Raw genomic sequence first — 18,313 nt, 5'->3', positions numbered from 1 at the left:
GTCCGGCAAAGGGTATCAGGTGCCACTCCCAGGCGGAGCTTCCGCAAGCAACAAGGCGCATCCTGACATGATCCCGGACTTCCTCGTCACCCATTCCGGTGGCTTCCATGCCGACGAACTGCTGTCGAGCGTCGTGCTGACCCGGCTTTTCCCGCAGGCACGCCTGATCCGCAGCAGGGCGCCCGAATGGATCGCACCCGGCGCAGACCGCATCGTCTATGACGTCGGCGGTGTTTATGACGCGGCGAAGGGCGCCTTCGATCACCACCAGCGCGGTGCACCGTTGCGGGAAGACGGTCAGCCCTATAGTTCGTTCGGACTGATCTGGAAGCATTTCGGCCGCGATTATCTTGCCGCCTTCGGCGTTCCTGAAGACCATATCGAAACCGTTCATGCCTCTTTCGATGCCAGCTTCGTGCTGCCGGTCGATCTGGTCGACAATGGCGCGCTCAGCCCCTCCACCGCAGGGGCACTCGCCGGGCTGACCCTGCCCGTGTTGCTGGAAACTCTGAAGCCTGTTTTCGACGAGACAGATCCCGAAGCGGACAATCGCAGTTTCCACGCGGCGCTGGCCATCGCCCGCAGCTTCGTGGAGGCAAAGATTGCCAACAGCGCCGCGAAATTGCGGGCTGAAGCGCTCGTGAGCCGGGCTATCGTGGATGCCGGCGACGGACATATTCTGGAACTGCCGATGGGAATGCCGTTTCGGCCCGCCATCAAGAAGGCGGGCGCCGACCATTTGCTCTTCGTCGTTCATCCACGCAACAACGACTGGTGCCTGACGGGCATCCGCCGCGCGGACGAAGGCTTTGAACTGCGGGCGGATCTGCCGGCGGCCTGGGCCGGCCTGACGGACAAAGATCTGGAAGCGGTTTGCGGCGTCGAAGGCGCGAGCTTCTGCCACAACGGCCGATTTGTCGCAGCGGCCAGAACCCGCGAGGCGGCACTCGCCATGGCGGAGCTGGCGGTAAAAGAGGCGACCGCAGCCAAATAGTGACATGGTAGCCGACCATGCAACCACGCATTTGGGCCGGCAGCGGGAAGCGAAATTAAGCCCCGATGCGGGTTTTGATCTCGCCCATACCCAGTTCTCGGTACGTCTGAGGAAATTCGCCGGCGCGCGCCCTTGAGCGTCAGGCCACCGTGGTTATCTTGCCCGAATTATGGCGGTCACACACGTATTGAGGAGTACGCGGCCGCTTTCGGGGAGGATATCATGAAGTTTCTGTTGGCCGTTTCGCGCGCCATCGATGCCGCCAATGCAGCCATTGGCAAAGGCATTTCCTGGCTGCTTCTCGCGGCTATTTTCATCAGCGCCATCAATGCCGTCATGCGCAAGGCGTTTTCGATGAGTTCCAACGCCTGGCTTGAATCGCAGTGGTATTTGTTTTCCGCCGTGTTTCTGATCGCCGCCGCCTACACGCTTCTTAACAACGAGCATGTGAAGGTCGATCTGGTCTACGGAAATCTTCCGCGCAAGGGGCAGCTGTGGGTCGATATTCTCGGGACCATCTTCTTTCTCATGCCCTTCTGCCTCATCACGGTCTATCTCTCCTGGCCGGTGTTTCTGCAGAAGCTCGCTTCCGGTGAGGTTTCAAACAACACGGGCGGCCTCATTCAATGGCCCGTCTGGGCGCTGATACCGATTGGCTTCAGCCTCCTCGCCATTCAGGGCGTTTCGGAACTCATCAAGCGTGTCGCGATCCTGCGCGGCGATATCCCCGATCCCGTTGCAGAGGCTGACGCCGCGGCGGCAATGCTCTGATCGAAGGAAAAAACAATAATGGCATTCATTGCGGAAAATCTCGCGCCCATCATGTTTGCGGCGCTCATCATCGTGCTGTTGCTCGGCTATCCCGTGGCCTTCGCGCTAGCCTTTGTCGGCTTCTTCTTCGGCTTTATCGGAATAGAACTCGGCCTGCTGCCGGCGACCCTGTTCCAGGCCATTCCCGATCGCATATTCGGCCAGATGTCGAACGAAACGCTGCTGGCGATACCGTTCTTCACCTTCATGGGGCTCATTCTTGAAAAGAGCGGCATGGCGGAGGATTTGCTGGACACGATCGGCCAGCTGTTTGGACCGGTCCGCGGCGGCATCGCCTTCGCAGTCATCTTCGTCGGCGCAATTCTGGCCGCCACCACCGGCGTCGTCGCCGCCTCGGTTATCTCGATGGGCCTCATCTCGCTTCCCATCATGTTGCGCTATGGTTATGACCGCAAGGTCGCCGCCGGCACGATCGCGGCGTCCGGCACGCTGGCGCAGATCATCCCGCCCAGCCTCGTGTTGATCGTGCTGGCCGACCAGCTCGGCCGTTCGGTGGGCGACATGTACAAGGGCGCGCTCGTTCCGGGTCTCATGCTCGTGGCGGCCTATACGCTTTATATCATCGTGACCTCGATCATCAGCCCCGCGAAAGTCCCGGCCCTGCCGCTGGAGGCGCGGACCCTGCGCGGCACCAAGCTGCTGCTCAAGGTCATCACCTCGCTGGTGCCGCCGCTCGTCTTGATATTCCTCGTGCTCGGCACGATCTTCCTCGGGATCGCCACCCCCACGGAAGGCGGCGCCATGGGTGCCGTCGGCGCGCTCGCCCTTGCGCTTGCCAACCGCAAGCTCAATTTCGGCCTGATCCAGCAGTCGCTGCACGCCACGGCAAAGCTGTCGTCCTTCGTGCTGCTCATCCTGCTCGGCGCGCGCGTCTTTTCCCTGACCTTCTATGGCGTGAACGGCCACGTCTGGGTCGAGCATCTGATGACATCGATCCCGGGCGGCGAGATCGGCTTCCTGATCGTCGCCAACCTGCTGGTCTTTTTCCTGGCCTTCTTCCTCGATTATTTCGAGCTGGCCTTCATCATCATCCCGCTGCTGGCGCCGGTCGCCGATGCGCTTGGCATCGACCTGATCTGGTTTGGCGTGATGCTGGCGGTCAACATGCAGACGTCGTTCATGCACCCGCCCTTCGGTTTCTCGCTGTTCTTCCTGCGGTCCGTCGCACCGACGCGGGCCTATAAGGACCGGATCACGGGACAGACGATCCAGCCGGTCACCTCGTCCCAGATCTATCTGGGCGCCATTCCCTATCTGTTCATCCAGCTGACCATGGTCGTCATCATCATCGCCTTCCCCGGCATCGTGATGCACTACAAGTCAGGCGCCAAGGTGGCTGATCCTTCGTCCGTCCATATCAACGTTCCCATGCCGAGTGCGGGAACGGACGCCGATCCCTTCGCCAATCCTTTCTCGGCACCCGGCAACAGCGCACCGAGCTTCGGAAAGCCGGCCACCCCATGACAATCGGCGGGGCGCAAAAGCGCCCGTCGCAACAAAAATCGCTGACGTTCAATAGGAGGAGGTAATCTATGAAGGTCAACCCAGGTCGCAGACAACTCTTGTCGGGCGGCGTACTTGCAGGGGCGGCTGCGGCTGCTTCGGCACTTGCGACACCCGCCATAGCCCAGTCTTTGCCAACCGTTCGCTGGCGTCTCACGTCCGGCTTCCCGAACAATCTGGACACGATCTATGGCGGCGCCGTCGTCATGGCCAATGCATTGAAGGCGATTACGGGCGGCAAGTTCGAAATCCAGGTCTTCCAGGCCGGTGAAATCGTTCCCGGCGCCCAGGCCATCGACGCCGTAAAAGCCAATACCGTCGAGATTTCCCATACCTGCGGCTACTATTTCACCGGGAAAGATCCGACATTCGCCATCGGTTCGACCATCCCCTTCGGCCTGAACGCCCGCCAGCAGAACGCATGGCTCTACCATGGCGGCGGCAACGAGGCTTACAACGAATTCCTTTCCGACTACGGCGTCATCGGCATTCCCGGTGGAGCGACGGGCGCCCAGATGGGCGGCTGGTATCGCAAGGAGATCAAGAGCATCGAGGATATCAAGGGCCTCAAGATGCGTATTGCCGGCGTTGCCGGACAGGTGCTCGCCAAGCTTGGCGCGGTGCCGCAGCAGCTTCCGGGCGGCGACATCTATCCGGCGCTGGAGCGAGGCACCATCGATGCCGCGGAATGGGTCGGCCCCTATGACGACGAAAAGCTCGGCTTCTACCAGATCGCGCCTTATTACTATTATCCCGCGTTCTGGGAAGGTGGGCTGACGATCCACTTCTTCGTCAACAAGGACCAATATGCAGCATTGCCTGATGAATATAAGGCAGCGCTCGACACCGCCTGCAAGGCCGCCAACATCAACATGCAGGCGCTGTACGACGTCAAGAACAAGGATGCGATCCGCTCGCTGGTTTCCAAGGGCACGCAGCTTCGACCGCTGCCCCGCGATGTGCTCGACGCCGCCTATAAAGCAACCTTCGAGCTTTATGACGAGTACACGCAGAAGCATCCCGCATGGGCCAAGATCTATCCGGGCTGGAAGAAGTTCCGCGACGAGAGCTTCGAATGGTTCCGCGTTGCCGAATATACCTATGACAGCTACGGCTATGCCATGCAGACGGCCGGCAAATAAGCCGACATAGACTTTACCGAGGCCCCTGGATGGCGACATTCCGGGGCCTCGGGCCTCTAGCGGCTATTCTTTGATGAGCCCGTTATCGATCGCATAGCGGATGAGACCGGCAGTCGTCGCTATATCCAGTTTCCTCTTGATATTCTTGCGATGGGTTTCCATCGTGCGCTCGGCGATGTCGAGGGCCAGGGCAGCGTCGCGATTGCTCTTTCCGCGCGCGATCAGCAGCAGAACCTCCTGCTCGCGTGTCGTCAGCGCCTTCAGCCTGCCGGAAGACCCCTCCATCAGCACATCGCGAACGCCAGAGGAAAAATAGGTGCCGCCGGCAGCCACGGTTTCGATTGCAGCGACTATTTCTTCGGTCGCCACATCCTTCAGAATGTAACCCGCCGCGCCATACATGACCGAGGTCGATATATATTCCCGGCTGTCGTGCATCGACAGCATCAGCACCCGGGCGGAAAGCTGCTTTTCCTTGAACAGCTCCAGGGCATCGATGCCATTGATCTGCGGCATGTTGATATCCATCAACACCACATCGGGCCGCGTGGCGACAGCCGCGTCGATACCGGCCATGGCGGACAACGCGGTTCCAACGACTGCGAGATGCTCGTAAGTCTCGAGGACGGCCCTCAACCCATCCAGAACCAGAGGATGGTTGTCGATCAACAACACACGGATCGGATGAACGGTCACTCGGCGGCCTCCTGCAAGCCGCTATTGCGTTCCTTCATGGCGGTGATGGGCAGCACCGCCCGCAGAACGGTTCCCCTTGCCGAACTTTCGACATCCAGCCTGCCCCCGAAATGCGTCATGCGTTCCTGCATGTTTCTCAAACCGAGCCCCTTGCTTGCTGGCATCCCGTTCTCTGTCCGAACGGCCGGAAAGCCGCGGCCATTGTCGCTGACATCCATCTGGACCCGTTCGTCGCGACTGGAGAACCGGATGGCGACCTGCGTCGCACCGGCATGGCGCTCGATATTGGTCAGCGCCTCCTGTGCGACGCGGTAAAGCGCAACCCGTGCCTCCGGGACAAGCATATGCTTGAAGGCCACGGATTCAAGCGTCGCCGCAATTCCCGTGCGTTCGGAAAAACTCGAGATCAGGGATTCCAGAGCTGCCGTCAGCCCCAGATCGTCGAGGACACGCGGGCGAAGATCGTGGGAGATGCGGCGGACTTCCTTGATCGCTTCGTTCAGCGCAATGGCGCCTTTGCCGATTGCCTCGACAGCGCCGACATTATCCGGCGTGACCTTGCGCCGCGCGAGATCGATCGCAAAACGCACGCCGACGAGATTTTGGGAAATGCCGTCATGCAGCTCCCGGGCAATGCGCAGACGCTCTTCCTCCTGGGTATCGATGATCCTTTGCATCAATTCCTTGAGCCGACCATCCGCCAGCCGCTGCTGGCGCAGATTGAGCAACATGCAGGTGGCAAAGACCAGCAATACGGCGGGAACCGCAAACAGGGCGACGATCAGGAAGTTCCAGGTGATCGAATGCCGCAACTCCTCCTTCGCCGCCGCCGTCGTCGCAAAAACGTCGTCGAGGTAAACGCCGGTACCGATCATCCAGCGCCATTTGTCGAGGCCGGCCGCAAAGGAAAGCTTGTCGGCCATTTTTTTGGTGGAAGGCTTTTCCCACTTGTACTGGACCAGCCCTCCCCCCTTTTTCGCCTCGACGATCAGATCGTAGATCACCCGGTTGCCATCGGGATCGTGGAGATCCAGCCAGTTGTTCCCCGGACGGAAATTCTGTCGCGGATGGACCACGTTCAGCCCGTCATAGTCATAGACAAAGAAATAGCCGTCAGTACCATAGTCAAGGCCGGTCAGGATGCGCTTGACCTCTTCCTTCGCGGCCTCGTCATCAGGCCCCGCCTTGTCATAGACCGAGCGGATCGCCGAAAGGGCAAGATTGGTGAGGTTAAGGAGTTCAGCCTCCTTTGCAGCGAGCATGTTGCGTTCGAACGCATCGATGCTCGTGCGCGCCAGCGTCATGGACTGCCACGTAATCAGCGCTGTGATGACGATAATCGCAAGAACGAGAGGCCCGATGGCCAATGCGAGAATCTGGCTCCTGAGTTTCATGCGCCCCCCGACACATTCATCTTGCACTCTTCACAACACTTAATGCCGCAATTTGGCGACGTTGGAAAGCGAGCAGCGCGACATGGCGGTGAGCGCCCGTCCAGGCTTGTAACCCGACGGGAGCTTTCAATCATTTCTGTGGCGCGTGGGGGTAAGCGGCGTTCCCGTTTTTGTCAGGCCTGATCCAATGCAAGGGTCAGATCGGCGACAAGATCGTCGGGATGTTCGATGCCGATTGACAGCCGGATCGTGGAATCCAGCACACCGATGCGCTGGCGGACATCGGCAGGAACTCCCGAATGCGTCATCGTTGCGGGGTGAGACGCAAGAGACTCCGTGCCGCCGAGGCTTACCGCGAGTTTGAATATGTTGAGTGCATTGAGGAATTTGAAAGATGCGGCCTGCCCGCCGACGATGTCGAAAGAAAAGGTCGATCCCGCGCCGGAGCATTGAGCGGCGAATACCCTGCCAACCGCGGATGCCGGATCGCTGAACGGCAGGTAATGGATTTTCTCGACCTTGGGATGCGCATTCAGGAATTCCGCCACGACCCTGGCGTTGCTGTCGGCCCGCTCCATCCGGATCTGCAGCGTCTCAAGGGAACGTCCGAGCATCCAGCACGAATGCGGATCGAGCTGCGTGCCGATTGCTCCACGCAACGCCTTCACCTGTTTCATGACATCCTTCCGGCCGAGCGCTGCCCCGGCAATGAGGTCGGAATGCCCGCCAACATACTTCGTCAGCGAATAGAGCGAGATGTCCGCACCGTATTCGATGGGCCGCTGGAACACCGGACCGAGAAGCGTATTATCGCAGGCGATGATTGGCCTGTGCCCCTGCCTTTCGCTGATCACATCGGCGACCCGGCTCATCATCGAAATATCGACAATGCTGTTTGTCGGATTGGCGGGGGTCTCGATGAGGATGACGGAGACCCTGCCTTTCGCCATCGCCTCTTCTGCGGCAGCCATCACCGAGGTCTCGCTGACACCATCGGCGAAACCCACCGCCGAGACGCCGAAATTATGGAAGGTCTTGGCCAGCAGCGTCTCCGTGCCGCCATACAGCGGCTGGGAATGCAGCACGGTGTCACCGGGCCGGACAAAGGCGAAAAGCGTCGTCGAAATGGCGGACATGCCCGAGGAGAACAGCGCACAGCTCTCCGTGTGCTCATAAACCGCAAGACGATCCTCGACGATCTCGCTGTTTGGATGGTTGAAGCGCGAATAGACGAGGCCCGCGCCCCTGCCCTCCGGCGGCTCCTTGCGGCCGGAGACGTAGTCGAAGAAGTCGCGCCCGTCTTCCGCCGACTTGAAAACGAAGGTCGATGTCAGGAACACGGGAGGCTTTACGGCGCCCTCCGACAATTCCGGATCATAACCGTAATTGAGCATCTGGGTTTCAGGATGGAGAGCGTGGTTGCCGATATGGGTTTTGGACGGATGCGGCGCGGTCATTTCCGATGATCCCTCAGCTGGCGTTGAACTACCTGCAGGTTACACGCAGTGAAACCAAAATACCTTGCATTCTGAAGCGTCGAGTTGTCTCATGAAGCAATATATTGCGGAGAACGGTCATTTATGTCGCAAAAAATTGCAGACCCGATCGACAGGCGGATACTCAAGGAATTGTCTGCCGATGCGCGGATCACGAATAACGAACTTGCCGAGCGGGTCGGACTGTCCGCATCGGCGTGCCTGCGGCGGCTTCGACGCCTGGAGGAGATAGGCGCCATCAAAGGGTACTCGGCGATCATCAATCCGGCAATCGAGGGATGGACCATGACCGCTCTTGCGTCCGTCCGCCTCAGCCGCCAGCACGATGACGAAATCCGGATGTTCGAGACGGCCGTTCTTGACTGGGACGAGGTTCTCGAATGCCATCTGGTCACGGGTCCGAGGGACTATATGCTCAAGGTCATGTGCGGTGGGCTGGAGGATTACGAGCGTTTCATCAAGGACAAGATTGCAAAGCTGAAATGCGTCGAGACCATCGAGACCAGCTTCGTCATGAACACGATCAAGGCGCGGCGCATCTGAGCGTCGCGGCCACGGCGGCAATCCGCTTTCTCATCCGGCCCGCCGCCCATCGGCGCTAATCGTTCCAGATTGCTTCAAGCCAGATGCTGACGGCGACCGCTCCCGCATCGGGATGTCCTATAGCCCGCTCGCCAAGATAGCTCGCGCGCCCGAGCCGCGGCTTCATCGACGCCGTCGCCTCGGCGCCTGCGATGCCTGCCGTCGAGGCGGATCGCCAGGCCACGTCGGCCGAAGCTCCGGCTGCGAGCTTGTCCCGGAATGTCTCTGCCGCCGGATGAAGCGCATCTATCATCGTACGGTCCCCCGGTTTCGCACCACCGAGTTCCGAGACGGCAAGAACGGCAGCCACGAACGCCTCCGCCATCTGTTGGTCCGTCGGCTTTTCGATCCCGGCAAGATGGCGCGAAGCGCGCATCAGGCCCGTGGCGTAAAAGGGGCCGGAGCTTCCGCCGATTGCCTTCCGCATCGCGTTTGCCATCGCCATCAAGCCACCGGACACATCTGCGAAGCTCTCCCGAGGCAGCGCCAATATTGCTTCGGCACCTCGCACCATGCTTGTCCCAAGGTCACCGTCGCCCTTAACACTGTCCAGCTGCGTCAGTGTGGGCTCCGCGGCGATCAGGGCTCGGGCGATCCGCTCCGCCGCGGAACGCAGTCGTTCACCGGCGGCTGTTATCCTGATTTCCGCAGTCACGCTCTTCTCGACACCTGCCGAAGGCAAGACGCGGTTGCGGTTCACCGCACCGCCGCGCGGCCATGCGCCGGCATCGGTTGGCGCATCGATGAGGTTGAGCATTGCGTCGTCCACATGCATGACCGACAGGGAAAAGCCGGGCATATCGAGGGCGGAGAGGAAGGTACCGGCCCATGCCCGTTCGACCACGACGCCCTTTGCTTCCAGACGCGCGACGGCGGACCGCGCCACGACCGAAAGTTCCATTGGCGGCGTCGATCCCAGTCCGTTGACCAGAAGCGCAACCCGGTCGCCGCTCTTCAGCCTGCCATCGGCTTCAATCGTCTCGAGGACCAGCTTCACAAGCTCGTCCGCCGATGCGATGGACATCCGCCGGACGCCCTGCTCGCCATGGATGCCGAGCCCTACTTCGATTTCAGCGTCGCCAAGGACGAAGCCCGGCCTGCCGACGGCAGGGAGCGTGCAGGACCCCAGCGATATTCCCATGGAGGACAATTTCCCGGCTGCGTCCCGGGCGATGCGAGCCACCTCTTGAAGCGGAAGTCCCTGCTCCGCAGCCGCGCCGGCGAGCTTGTGAACGAGCACTGTGCCTGCAATACCCCGGCGGCGATCGTCGGGAACTGTGTCCTTTAAGGCGACATCATCGGCAACGACCACGATTTCGACCGGAATTCCTTCAGCTCGCGCCAGCTCGGCCGCCAATCCGAAATTCAGCCGGTCGCCCGTGTAGTTCTTGACGATAACCAGAGCGCCGGCGGGTCCGGCCGCAGCCCTGATGCCGGCAAGAACCGCATCGGTGCTTGGCGAGGTGAAGACATCGCCTGCCACCGCAACGGTGAGCATGCCCGCGCCCACATAACCCGCATGCGCTGGTTCATGGCCACTGCCCCCGCCCGACAGGACCGCCACCCTGCGCTTTTCCGGGGCCAGAAGGCCAGACCGGATAACGACATTCTCATCCGCAAGCAGGACCGTCGCGGGGCTGAGGGCCACCACGCCTTCGAGCATATCCCGCACAACGGTGGCTGGATCGTTGATGAGCTTCTTCATGCCTTACTCCTCGATGCAGTTCGTTGGCCGGCGGGGACGCGCACGTGCCCTGCTGACCGTGAACAAGCACGATCTCCCGGCCAATTTCAAGTTCCAGCTATTCGAACTCGCGACATCGATTGAGGGCGTGCGAGGGAAACACAGGTGCATATCCGCCATTGCCTCTCGCGGCGGAGGCGCTATCATGATTGCGCTGTAGGACGGTAAGCTTTGGGAGGAGCGATACGTGAGACGGATGTGGCCAGACGAATTTGCGTTTCTGCTGGACGGTGCAGAAGAGGTTGATCTACATATTCCATCGGCGGCGCATGACGATGGTTCGCCCGGAAAAACAATATCCAGAAAGGCCTTGAAAGCCCGGATCAGCCAGCAGGATTTTGAAAATATCTGGCATCTCGCAGAGGCCCGCTACCGGCTGAACGGCAGGTTCTCTGACAAAGCGATTACGCTGATCGCCAACAACCCCCACTACCAGAAATGGCACCCCTCCGACGGCGGCAGCATCGAAAGCGTCTCCGATAGCGGTCAGAAGTACACGACACGCTATGTGATCGTGCACTTTCTTCTGGACGATGTCAGCGAAGCTGTCGAAGCCTGAAATCAGGAGAGGCGGTTCCTGCCGGTGACAGTACGGAGCGTTTGTGTTGCAACGGAACGAAGAGATTTCGGATAGCTGAAAACAGCGACATTAAGTCGTTGCAAGCCGCCGGCGGATCGGAAACCCTGCATTACCCGCTCCCGTTGTCAGAGTGGCAGGTGCCTCCGCAGAACCCGCGCCAATGATCGCAACGTCGAATTCCATCGCTTCGCGTTCGGACGCAATGCACTGAGTTGTCATTTCGCGCGGTCAGTCCAAAAATACATGCTTGAGAAATCGACGGATGCGGGCGAGCAAACCCTGCGGCATTCCCTCACATTTCCTGTCAGGCAAGTTACGGTTTTGGGACGGCTTCTTCGCTTGATCAACGGCGGGTGCGATTTCATTTCTTCGAATTTGCTCGGCATGATCGATGCTGATCTGAAATGGCATTTTCATTCCGGCAATCCTCCAGGTTGGCGTGATGAAATTACAGCGATTTTTCGAGTTCCGGCAGCGCCTCGAACAGGTCTGCGACGAGGCCGTAGTCTGCCACCTGGAAGATCGGCGCTTCTTCATCCTTGTTGATGGCGACGATGACCTTCGAATCCTTCATGCCGGCCAGATGCTGGATGGCGCCCGAGATGCCGGCGGCGATGTAAAGCTGCGGCGCAACCACCTTGCCGGTCTGACCCACCTGCCAGTCGTTCGGTGCATAACCGGCATCGACAGCCGCACGGCTGGCGCCGACGGCGGCACCGAGCTTGTCGGCGACGGGAAGGATGACTTGCCTGAACTTTTCCGACGAACCGAGCGCGCGGCCACCCGAGATGATGATCTTGGCCGATGTCAGTTCCGGACGGTCGGACGACGCCAGCGCATCGGAGACGAAGCTGGAAAGGCCGGGGTTTGCGGCCGCGCCGATGGTTTCGACCGCTGCCGAACCGCCTTCAGCGGCGGCTGCAAAGGCGGTCGGACGCACGGTGATGACCTTCTTCGCATCGGTCGCCTGCACCGTCTGGATGGCGTTGCCGGCATAGATCGGCCGCTTGAAGGTGTCAGGGCTGACGACCTCGATGATTTCCGAGACCTGCGCCACATCGAGAAGCGCCGCAACGCGCGGCGTCACGTTCTTGGCCGAGGCGGTCGCCGGGGCGATGATGACGTCATAGGAAGGCGCGAGCGAAACGATCAGCGCCGCCAGCGGTTCTGCCAGCGCATTGGCATAGGACGCGTCATCGGCGAGCAGCACCTTGGAAACGCCGGAGAGTTTCGCGGCAGCGTCGGCTGCGCCCTTTGCACCGGAACCGGCGACGAGAACATGGACGTCGCTTCCCGTCCCCTTGGCAATCTGCGTTGCCGCCGTCAGCGTCTTTGCCGTCAGGTCGGAAAGGGTTGCGTTGTCGTGTTCTGCCAGAAGAAGAATGGCCATGAGAATATCTCCCTTTTCCGAAACCTTAGAGGACGCCGTCGGCTTTGAGCTTTTCGACCAGCTCGGCAACCGAGCCGACCTTGATGCCGGCCTTGCGACCCGCCGGCTCTTCGGTCTTCAGCACCTTCAGGCGCGGCGAAACATCGACGCCGAAATCGGCCGGCGCCTTCTTGTCGAGCGGCTTCTTCTTCGCCTTCATGATGTTCGGCAGCGATGCATAACGCGGCTCATTGAGACGAAGATCGGTGGTGACGACGGCGGGAAGCTTCAGCTCAACGGTCTGCAGACCGCCATCGACTTCACGGGTGACTGCGACCTTGCCATCTGCGGGCAAGACCTTGGAGGCGAAGGTGCCCTGGCCCCAGCCGAGAAGGGCGGCCAACATCTGGCCCGTCTGGTTCGAATCGTCATCGATCGCCTGTTTGCCGACGATGACGAGGCCGGGCTGCTCAGCCTCGGCAACGCCCTTCAGAAGCTTGGCGACGGCGAGCGGCTCGACGGTTTCGTCGGTTTCGATCAGGATGGCGCGGTCGGCGCCCATGGCGAGCGCGGTGCGCAGCGTTTCTTCCGCCTTGGCCGGGCCGATGGAGACGACCACAACCTCTTCGGCCTTGCCGGCTTCCTTCAGGCGCAGTGCCTCTTCCACCGAGATTTCGTCGAACGGGTTCATCGACATCTTCACATTCGCAAGCTCGACGCCCGAACCATCCGATTTTACGCGGATCTTAACGTTGTAATCGACGACTCGTTTGACGGGGACAAGGATCTTCATCGGCGGCTTTCCTCAGGCGTGGGTGGGAAAATTTCGGTCGGCATCAACTGAAGCGTGCAGCATGGCAGAGCCTGCTCGCGGAGCCTGCTCAGTGCAGGCCGAGATAGGCCTTGCGGACGTCTTCATTGTCGAGAAGCGCTGCACTTTCTCCAGACAGATGGATCCGTCCGTTGACCATCACATAAGCCCGCTGCGACAGTTTCAGCGCATGATTGGCGTTCTGTTCGACCAGAAAGATGGTTTTGCCCATGCTGGCGATCTCGGACAGAACTTCGAACACGCGCTTGACGACGAGCGGCGCAAGGCCAAGCGAGGGCTCGTCGAACAGGATCAGTTCGGGCCGCGCCATCATGGCGCGCGCAATCGCCAGCATCTGCTGTTCGCCGCCCGACATGGTGCCAGCCATCTGGTTGCGACGCTCCTTCAACCGCGGGAACAGGTCGAACATCGTCGCCCTGTCTTCGTCGAAATGCTCCATCCCGATTGGCGTCGTCCCCATCATCATGTTCTCCTCGACCGACATGTCCTGATAGATCTGCCGGCCTTCCGGCACCAATGCGATGCCGCGTCTGGCGATCCGATGGGTCGACAACCGCGAGATATCCTCTCCGCGATGAAGAATACGGCCGCCAGTTGCCCGCGGCGATCCGAAGATGGTCGACAGAAGCGTCGTCTTGCCGGCCCCATTTGCACCGATCAGGCTGACGATCTCGCCGGAACGGATATGCACATCGACGGATTTCAGGGCCTCGACCGGCCCGTAATGGGTATGCACCCCAACGAATTCGAGAAGCGGGATTTGCTGCATCAGTGGACCTCTTCTTCGCTGACGCCGAGATAGGCGGCAATCACGGCCGGATCATTCGCCACATGGTCAGGCGTGCCGTTGGATATGACTTCGCCGTGGTCGAGCACGACGATATGGTTCGAAATCCGCATCACCAGCCCCATGTCGTGCTCGATGACCAGCACCGTCAGGTCATGGTCGGCCCGCAATATCTGCAGGACCTCGGACAATTCCCTGGTTTCTGCCGGATTGAGGCCGGCAGCCGGCTCGTCGAGGCAGATCAGCTTTGGCGAGGTGCACATGGCACGGGCAATTTCCAGCCGTCGCTGGCGGCCATAGGGCAGTTCACCGGCAAGCCGGTTGGCATCCTCGGCAAGATGCATGCGCTCCAGCCAATAATAGGCGCGGTCGACCGCCTCGCGTTCGGCGCGACGATAGGCAGGTGTCGAAAAGACACCGCTCAGCAGATTGTTGGCGGTCTGCCGGTGCTGAGCCACAAGAAGGTTTTCCACCACCGACATCTCGCGGAACAGTCGGATGTTCTGGAAGGTACGGGCGATGCCGGCACGGGTCGCCAGATGCGAGCCACCGGTAATCGGCCGAGCGATCAGTTCACCGATATCCTGCGCACCGTTCTCGCCATGCAGAAGGATATTGCCTTCGCTCGCACGATAAAAACCGGTGATACAGTTGAACATCGTTGTCTTGCCGGCCCCGTTGGGGCCGATCAACGCGGTGATTGCGCCTTTCTCGACGGAAAAGTTGACGTTGCGGTTGGCGACGATGCCGCCGAAACGCATCGTCACATTGCAAACTTCAAGGAGCGGTGCGGTCATCGGCTTGCCTCCGCATTGGCGCCAAGAACAGGGGACGACGCCCGTTCGGCAGACTTGGAGGGGAAGAAGGCCGGCCGGGTGACACGGACGAGGCCGCGCGGTTTCCAGATCATCATCACCACCATCAGCACGCCAAAAACGAAGACACGGTACTCGGCGAAATCGCGCAGGAGCTCGGGAAGAATGGTCAGGACGAGAGCCGCCAGCACCACTCCGACCGTCGACCCCAGACCGCCGAGCACGACAATGGCGAGGATCAGCGCGGATTCGAAAAAGGTGAAGGATGTCGGGTTCACGAAGCCCTGATGGACGGCGAAGAACACACCCGCGAGGCCGCCGGTCGAAGCGCCCAGCATGAAGGCGGAAAGCTTGATGAAGACGTGATTGACGCCGAGCGAGCGGCAGGCGATCTCGTCTTCGCGCAGGGCTTCCCACATGCGGCCGAGCGGCATGACACGCAAACGCTGCACCGCATAGATCACCGCGCAGACGACGAGGAACAGTACCAGATAGATGAACCAGAACTTGTAGTCGGCATTGTAGGGAATGCCGAACGCCTCGTGGAAGGGGGTTCCACCCTGGCGCGCCGTGCGGGTGAATTCGAGGCCGAACAGGGTCGGTGGCGGCACCGGTGCTCCGTTCGGACCGCCAGTAAAGGCCAGCCAGTTATTGAGCACAAGACGAATGATTTCACCGAAACCAAGCGTGACGATGGCAAGGTAGTCGCCATGCATCTTCAGAACCGGAAAGGCGAGGATCATGCCGCAGAGGCCGGCCAGGAACGGAGCGATAATCAGCGCGCTCCAGAAGCCGAGACCCAGATATTGCGAGCCGAGCGCCAGGAGATAGGCGCCGACCGCATAAAAGGCAACGAAACCGAGATCCAGCAGACCGGCAAGGCCAACGACGATATTGAGGCCGAGACCCAGCAGGCAGTAGATCAGGGCGAGGATGGCAATACCTAAAAAATATTTGTCGGCGACGAAAGGCAATGCGAGACCGGCGAGAAACAGGATCGCAAGGAGCAGAGCAGGCGAACGCTCCTGCCCCGACCGCACCGTCACGCCACCGCCGCTGCGGCTCAGTATCGCCGAGATACGCCGGCCGGCCGGCGTCATTGAGGCGACTGACAGCACGACCCTGCCGATGGTAATGATGGCTGCGATTAGAACCGCGTGAACAAGTTCGTTGCGGAAGGTGAAGCCGTCGAGCACCAGGCCGGAAGTCGGCCCGACCAGCACGAGCGAAACGCAGAAGGTCAGCAGAGCCTCCTTGCCAAGTTTCAGCAGAGGGTTTTCATGCGTGTTCATCATGGCCTCCTCACACCTTCTGGATTTCAGGCCGCCCGAGCAGGCCATAGGGGCGGAAGAAGAGAAGGACGATCAGCAGGCCGAAGGCGAAAACATCCTTATAGTCGGTGCTGACGTAACCGGCGAAAAGCGCTTCGGTCAGCCCAAGGAGAACACCGCCCAGCACCGCGCCGGGGAGCGAACCGATCCCGCCGAGCACGGCGGCGGTAAAGGCCTTGATACCCATCACAAAGCCGATGAAGAAATTGAAGGAGCCATAGTTGAACGTCACCAGCGTGCCCCCGACTGCCGCAGTCGATGCGCCGATGACAAAAACGGTGGAGATGATGCGGTCGGTATCGACGCCAAGCACTGCGGAAATCTGGCGGTTCTGCTGGGTCGCGCGGCACTGCCGTCCGATGCGCGTATGATTGATCACATAGGTCAGGATGCCCATGGCGACCAGCGATGCGACCAGGATGATGGTCTGCATATAGGTAATCTGCGCAAAGTGCTCTTCGCCGCCGAAGCGGAAGGCGCCCTGTATCAGGATCGGAACGCCCTGGTCACGTGCGCCCTGGGCGATCTGAACATAGCTTTGCAGCATCAGCGAAATGCCGATGGCCGAGATCAGCGGCGCAAGTTTGGTCGAACCGCGCAAAGGCCGGTATGCAACGCGCTCGATCGCCCAGCCGTAGACCGCCGTGACGAAACAGGTGATGACGAGAATGGATATCAGCGCGAAGGGCACTGACTGGATGCCGAAAAAGCTGATGACGGCAAGCACGATCGCCGCGACGTAGGCAGAGACCATGTAAACGTCGCCATGGGCAAAGTTGATCATGCGAATGACGCCATAGACCATGGTATAGCCCACGGCGATGAGACCATAGATGGTGCCCAGCGTGATCCCGTTGATCAGCTGCTGCGCCAAGATGTAAAAATCCATGGCGAACCCCTTTTTTGATTGTTTTTGCCTGCGCAGGCGGGGCCGGCTCGGCCATGCCGACCGGCCCCGGTAACAGGATCGTTTAGTTGCGAACCGGAGCGCCCTTGTCGTCGAAAGAGTAGAAGACGAACTTGAAGTCCTTCACGTCGCCCTTGTCGTTCCAGCCGAGATTACCGACCGCGGACTTGACCGTGTTGGCGTGCAGCCATTTCACCTGATCCTCGATCTTGCCATCCTTGGTGCCCTGAATGGCCGCCACGATGGTCTGGGCGCTGGCATAACCGAACAAGGTGTAGTTGTCAGGCGCGATGTTCTGCTTTTTGAGGTCCGCAAGCGCATCCGCGGATGCCGGATCTTCCTTGGGGTCTGCCGCCGACGAATAATAGACACCCTTGAGGTTCTGCGCGCCGCCAGCTGCGGTCACGATTTCGGCCTGGGCAAGCGCGTCACCGCTGACGAAGGCGACGTCCAGCCCCTGTTCGTGAATCTGGCGGATGAGCGGGCCGGCTTCAGGAATGAGGCCGCCAAAATAGACGGCTTTTGCGCCCGAACTCTTGATCTTGGTGACGAGCGCGTTGAAGTCGCGTTCACCGCGCGTCAGCCCTTCATAAAGAACCGGCTCAACCTTGCGATCGGCGAGCGTCTTCTTCAACGCATCCACGAGGCCCTGACCGTAGGTATCCTTGTCGTGGATAAGAGCGATCTTGTCGATTTTCAGCGAGTCGAGGATGAACGAGCCGGCAACCACGGCCTGCTGGTCGTCACGACCGCAGGTACGAAACACCGTTTCGAGGTCGCGGTCGGTGACGATCGGGTTGGTCGAGGACGGGGTAACCATGAGGATACCGGCGTCGTTGTAAATTTCCGACGCGGGAATGGTGCTGGACGAGCAGAAGTGGCCGACGAGCGCCTGCACCTTGTCCTGGTCGACAAAACGATTGGCGACCGCGACAGCCTGCTTGGGCTCGCAGGCGTCATCGCCCTTGACCAGCTCCACCTTCTTCCCATCGATGCCGCCGGCCTCGTTGACGTTTTTGATATAGGCAGAAACACCGGTCCACACCTGCTCACCAAAAGTGGCGTTGGCGCCTGTCATCGGGCCCGCAACGCCGATCTTGATCGTGTCTGCAGCATATGCGCTGGAGACGACAAGAACCGACGCAAAGGCAGCGCCCGCAAGAAGCTTCGAAATAGAATTCATTTTTTAAATCCCTCTGGTTTGGCCCAATGACCGTTAGCTGCCCGGAGAATTGCTCTCTCTTTTTGTTGCGATAGCCATCCCCGGGGCCTGTCGCGACAACCAGGGAAAAGGAGCTTAATCGAGGGCG

General features: G+C 60.2%; 18 protein-coding genes. 6 read left to right on the top strand and 12 right to left on the bottom strand.

The features are described from left to right. Window positions 1-67: 67 nt before the first annotated feature. From FGF54_RS22240 to FGF54_RS22225, 4 genes are all read left to right on the top strand, one after another. Window positions 68-994, top strand: a complete 927-nt coding sequence (locus FGF54_RS22240) for an MYG1 family protein (RefSeq protein WP_142781155.1) — start codon at window positions 68-70, stop codon at window positions 992-994. A 222-nt stretch (window positions 995-1,216) separates the two neighbouring features. Beyond that, window positions 1,217-1,765 (top strand): TRAP transporter small permease subunit, encoded by a 549-nt coding sequence (locus tag FGF54_RS22235; RefSeq protein ID WP_059761233.1) that lies wholly within the window; start codon window positions 1,217-1,219, stop codon window positions 1,763-1,765. Window positions 1,766-1,780: 15 nt separating this feature from the next. Beyond that, complete coding sequence (locus FGF54_RS22230; RefSeq protein ID WP_162936123.1) at window positions 1,781-3,289, top strand: TRAP transporter large permease subunit; 1,509 nt, start codon at window positions 1,781-1,783, stop codon at window positions 3,287-3,289. Window positions 3,290-3,357: 68 nt separating this feature from the next. Further along, on the top strand, window positions 3,358-4,470 hold the full coding sequence (locus tag FGF54_RS22225) for a TRAP transporter substrate-binding protein (protein WP_020809088.1): 1,113 nt from the start codon (window positions 3,358-3,360) through the stop codon (window positions 4,468-4,470). Between the two features lie 63 nt (window positions 4,471-4,533). Here FGF54_RS22225 and FGF54_RS22220 read toward each other — a convergent pair whose 3' ends face one another. The 3 genes from FGF54_RS22220 to FGF54_RS22210 all read right to left on the bottom strand — a co-directional run bounded on the left by FGF54_RS22220 (window position 4,534) and on the right by FGF54_RS22210 (window position 8,017). Then, window positions 4,534-5,166: a response regulator transcription factor gene (locus FGF54_RS22220; RefSeq protein WP_046802201.1), complete on the bottom strand. Its 633-nt coding sequence runs from the start codon at window positions 5,164-5,166 to the stop codon at window positions 4,534-4,536. Then, window positions 5,163-6,560, bottom strand: a complete 1,398-nt coding sequence (locus FGF54_RS22215; protein WP_142781154.1) for a cache domain-containing protein — start codon at window positions 6,558-6,560, stop codon at window positions 5,163-5,165. Before FGF54_RS22215 ends, FGF54_RS22220 begins: the two co-directional genes overlap by 4 nt. 173 nt (window positions 6,561-6,733) lie before the next feature. Beyond that, window positions 6,734-8,017, bottom strand: a complete 1,284-nt coding sequence (locus FGF54_RS22210) for a cystathionine gamma-synthase family protein (RefSeq protein ID WP_142781153.1) — start codon at window positions 8,015-8,017, stop codon at window positions 6,734-6,736. A 123-nt stretch (window positions 8,018-8,140) separates the two neighbouring features. Here FGF54_RS22210 and FGF54_RS22205 point away from each other — a divergent pair, with 123 nt between their 5' ends. Then, a complete protein-coding gene (locus tag FGF54_RS22205; protein ID WP_142781152.1) occupies window positions 8,141-8,599 on the top strand; it encodes an Lrp/AsnC family transcriptional regulator in 459 nt (152 codons plus the stop codon). 55 nt (window positions 8,600-8,654) lie between these two features. Here the strand turns inward: FGF54_RS22205 and FGF54_RS22200 are convergent, their stop codons facing one another. Beyond that, on the bottom strand, window positions 8,655-10,343 hold the full coding sequence (locus tag FGF54_RS22200) for a dihydroxyacetone kinase family protein (RefSeq protein WP_142781151.1): 1,689 nt from the start codon (window positions 10,341-10,343) through the stop codon (window positions 8,655-8,657). 235 nt (window positions 10,344-10,578) lie between these two features. Here FGF54_RS22200 and FGF54_RS22195 point away from each other — a divergent pair, with 235 nt between their 5' ends. Continuing rightward, window positions 10,579-10,941, top strand: coding sequence for a hypothetical protein (locus tag FGF54_RS22195; RefSeq protein WP_020809082.1), 363 nt, complete (start codon window positions 10,579-10,581; stop codon window positions 10,939-10,941). 249 nt (window positions 10,942-11,190) lie between these two features. Here FGF54_RS22195 and FGF54_RS22190 read toward each other — a convergent pair whose 3' ends face one another. From FGF54_RS22190 to FGF54_RS22155, 8 genes are all read right to left on the bottom strand, one after another. Beyond that, window positions 11,191-11,379 carry a hypothetical protein gene (locus FGF54_RS22190; RefSeq protein ID WP_020809081.1) on the bottom strand — a complete coding sequence of 63 codons (189 nt, stop codon included), beginning with the start codon at window positions 11,377-11,379 and terminating at the stop codon, window positions 11,191-11,193. Between the two features lie 31 nt (window positions 11,380-11,410). Beyond that, the gene (locus FGF54_RS22185) at window positions 11,411-12,352 is read right to left on the bottom strand and encodes an electron transfer flavoprotein subunit alpha/FixB family protein (protein WP_142781150.1); all 942 of its coding nucleotides are present in this window, start codon (window positions 12,350-12,352) and stop codon (window positions 11,411-11,413) included. 25 nt (window positions 12,353-12,377) lie between these two features. Further along, complete coding sequence (locus FGF54_RS22180; protein WP_142781149.1) at window positions 12,378-13,124, bottom strand: electron transfer flavoprotein subunit beta/FixA family protein; 747 nt, start codon at window positions 13,122-13,124, stop codon at window positions 12,378-12,380. 88 nt (window positions 13,125-13,212) lie between these two features. Beyond that, a complete protein-coding gene (locus tag FGF54_RS22175; protein ID WP_059757511.1) occupies window positions 13,213-13,932 on the bottom strand; it encodes an ABC transporter ATP-binding protein in 720 nt (239 codons plus the stop codon). Next, window positions 13,932-14,747: an ABC transporter ATP-binding protein gene (locus tag FGF54_RS22170; protein ID WP_059757514.1), complete on the bottom strand. Its 816-nt coding sequence runs from the start codon at window positions 14,745-14,747 to the stop codon at window positions 13,932-13,934. Before FGF54_RS22170 ends, FGF54_RS22175 begins: the two co-directional genes overlap by 1 nt. Further along, entirely contained in the window at window positions 14,744-16,060 is a 1,317-nt protein-coding gene (gene livM, locus FGF54_RS22165) for a high-affinity branched-chain amino acid ABC transporter permease LivM (protein WP_142781148.1), read from the bottom strand. The genes FGF54_RS22170 and livM overlap by 4 nt, the downstream gene beginning before the upstream one ends. 7 nt (window positions 16,061-16,067) lie before the next feature. Beyond that, window positions 16,068-16,985, bottom strand: a complete 918-nt coding sequence (locus FGF54_RS22160; RefSeq protein ID WP_020812704.1) for a branched-chain amino acid ABC transporter permease — start codon at window positions 16,983-16,985, stop codon at window positions 16,068-16,070. An 82-nt stretch (window positions 16,986-17,067) separates the two neighbouring features. Beyond that, on the bottom strand, window positions 17,068-18,186 hold the full coding sequence (locus FGF54_RS22155; RefSeq protein ID WP_142781147.1) for an ABC transporter substrate-binding protein: 1,119 nt from the start codon (window positions 18,184-18,186) through the stop codon (window positions 17,068-17,070). Window positions 18,187-18,313: the final 127 nt, after the last annotated feature.

The organism is Agrobacterium sp. T29 (genome assembly GCF_006970545.1).
Lineage (GTDB): Bacteria > Pseudomonadota > Alphaproteobacteria > Rhizobiales > Rhizobiaceae > Agrobacterium > Agrobacterium leguminum.
The sequence above is the reverse complement of the archived record's forward strand: the minus strand, read 5'-3'. Positions and strand labels throughout refer to the sequence as shown.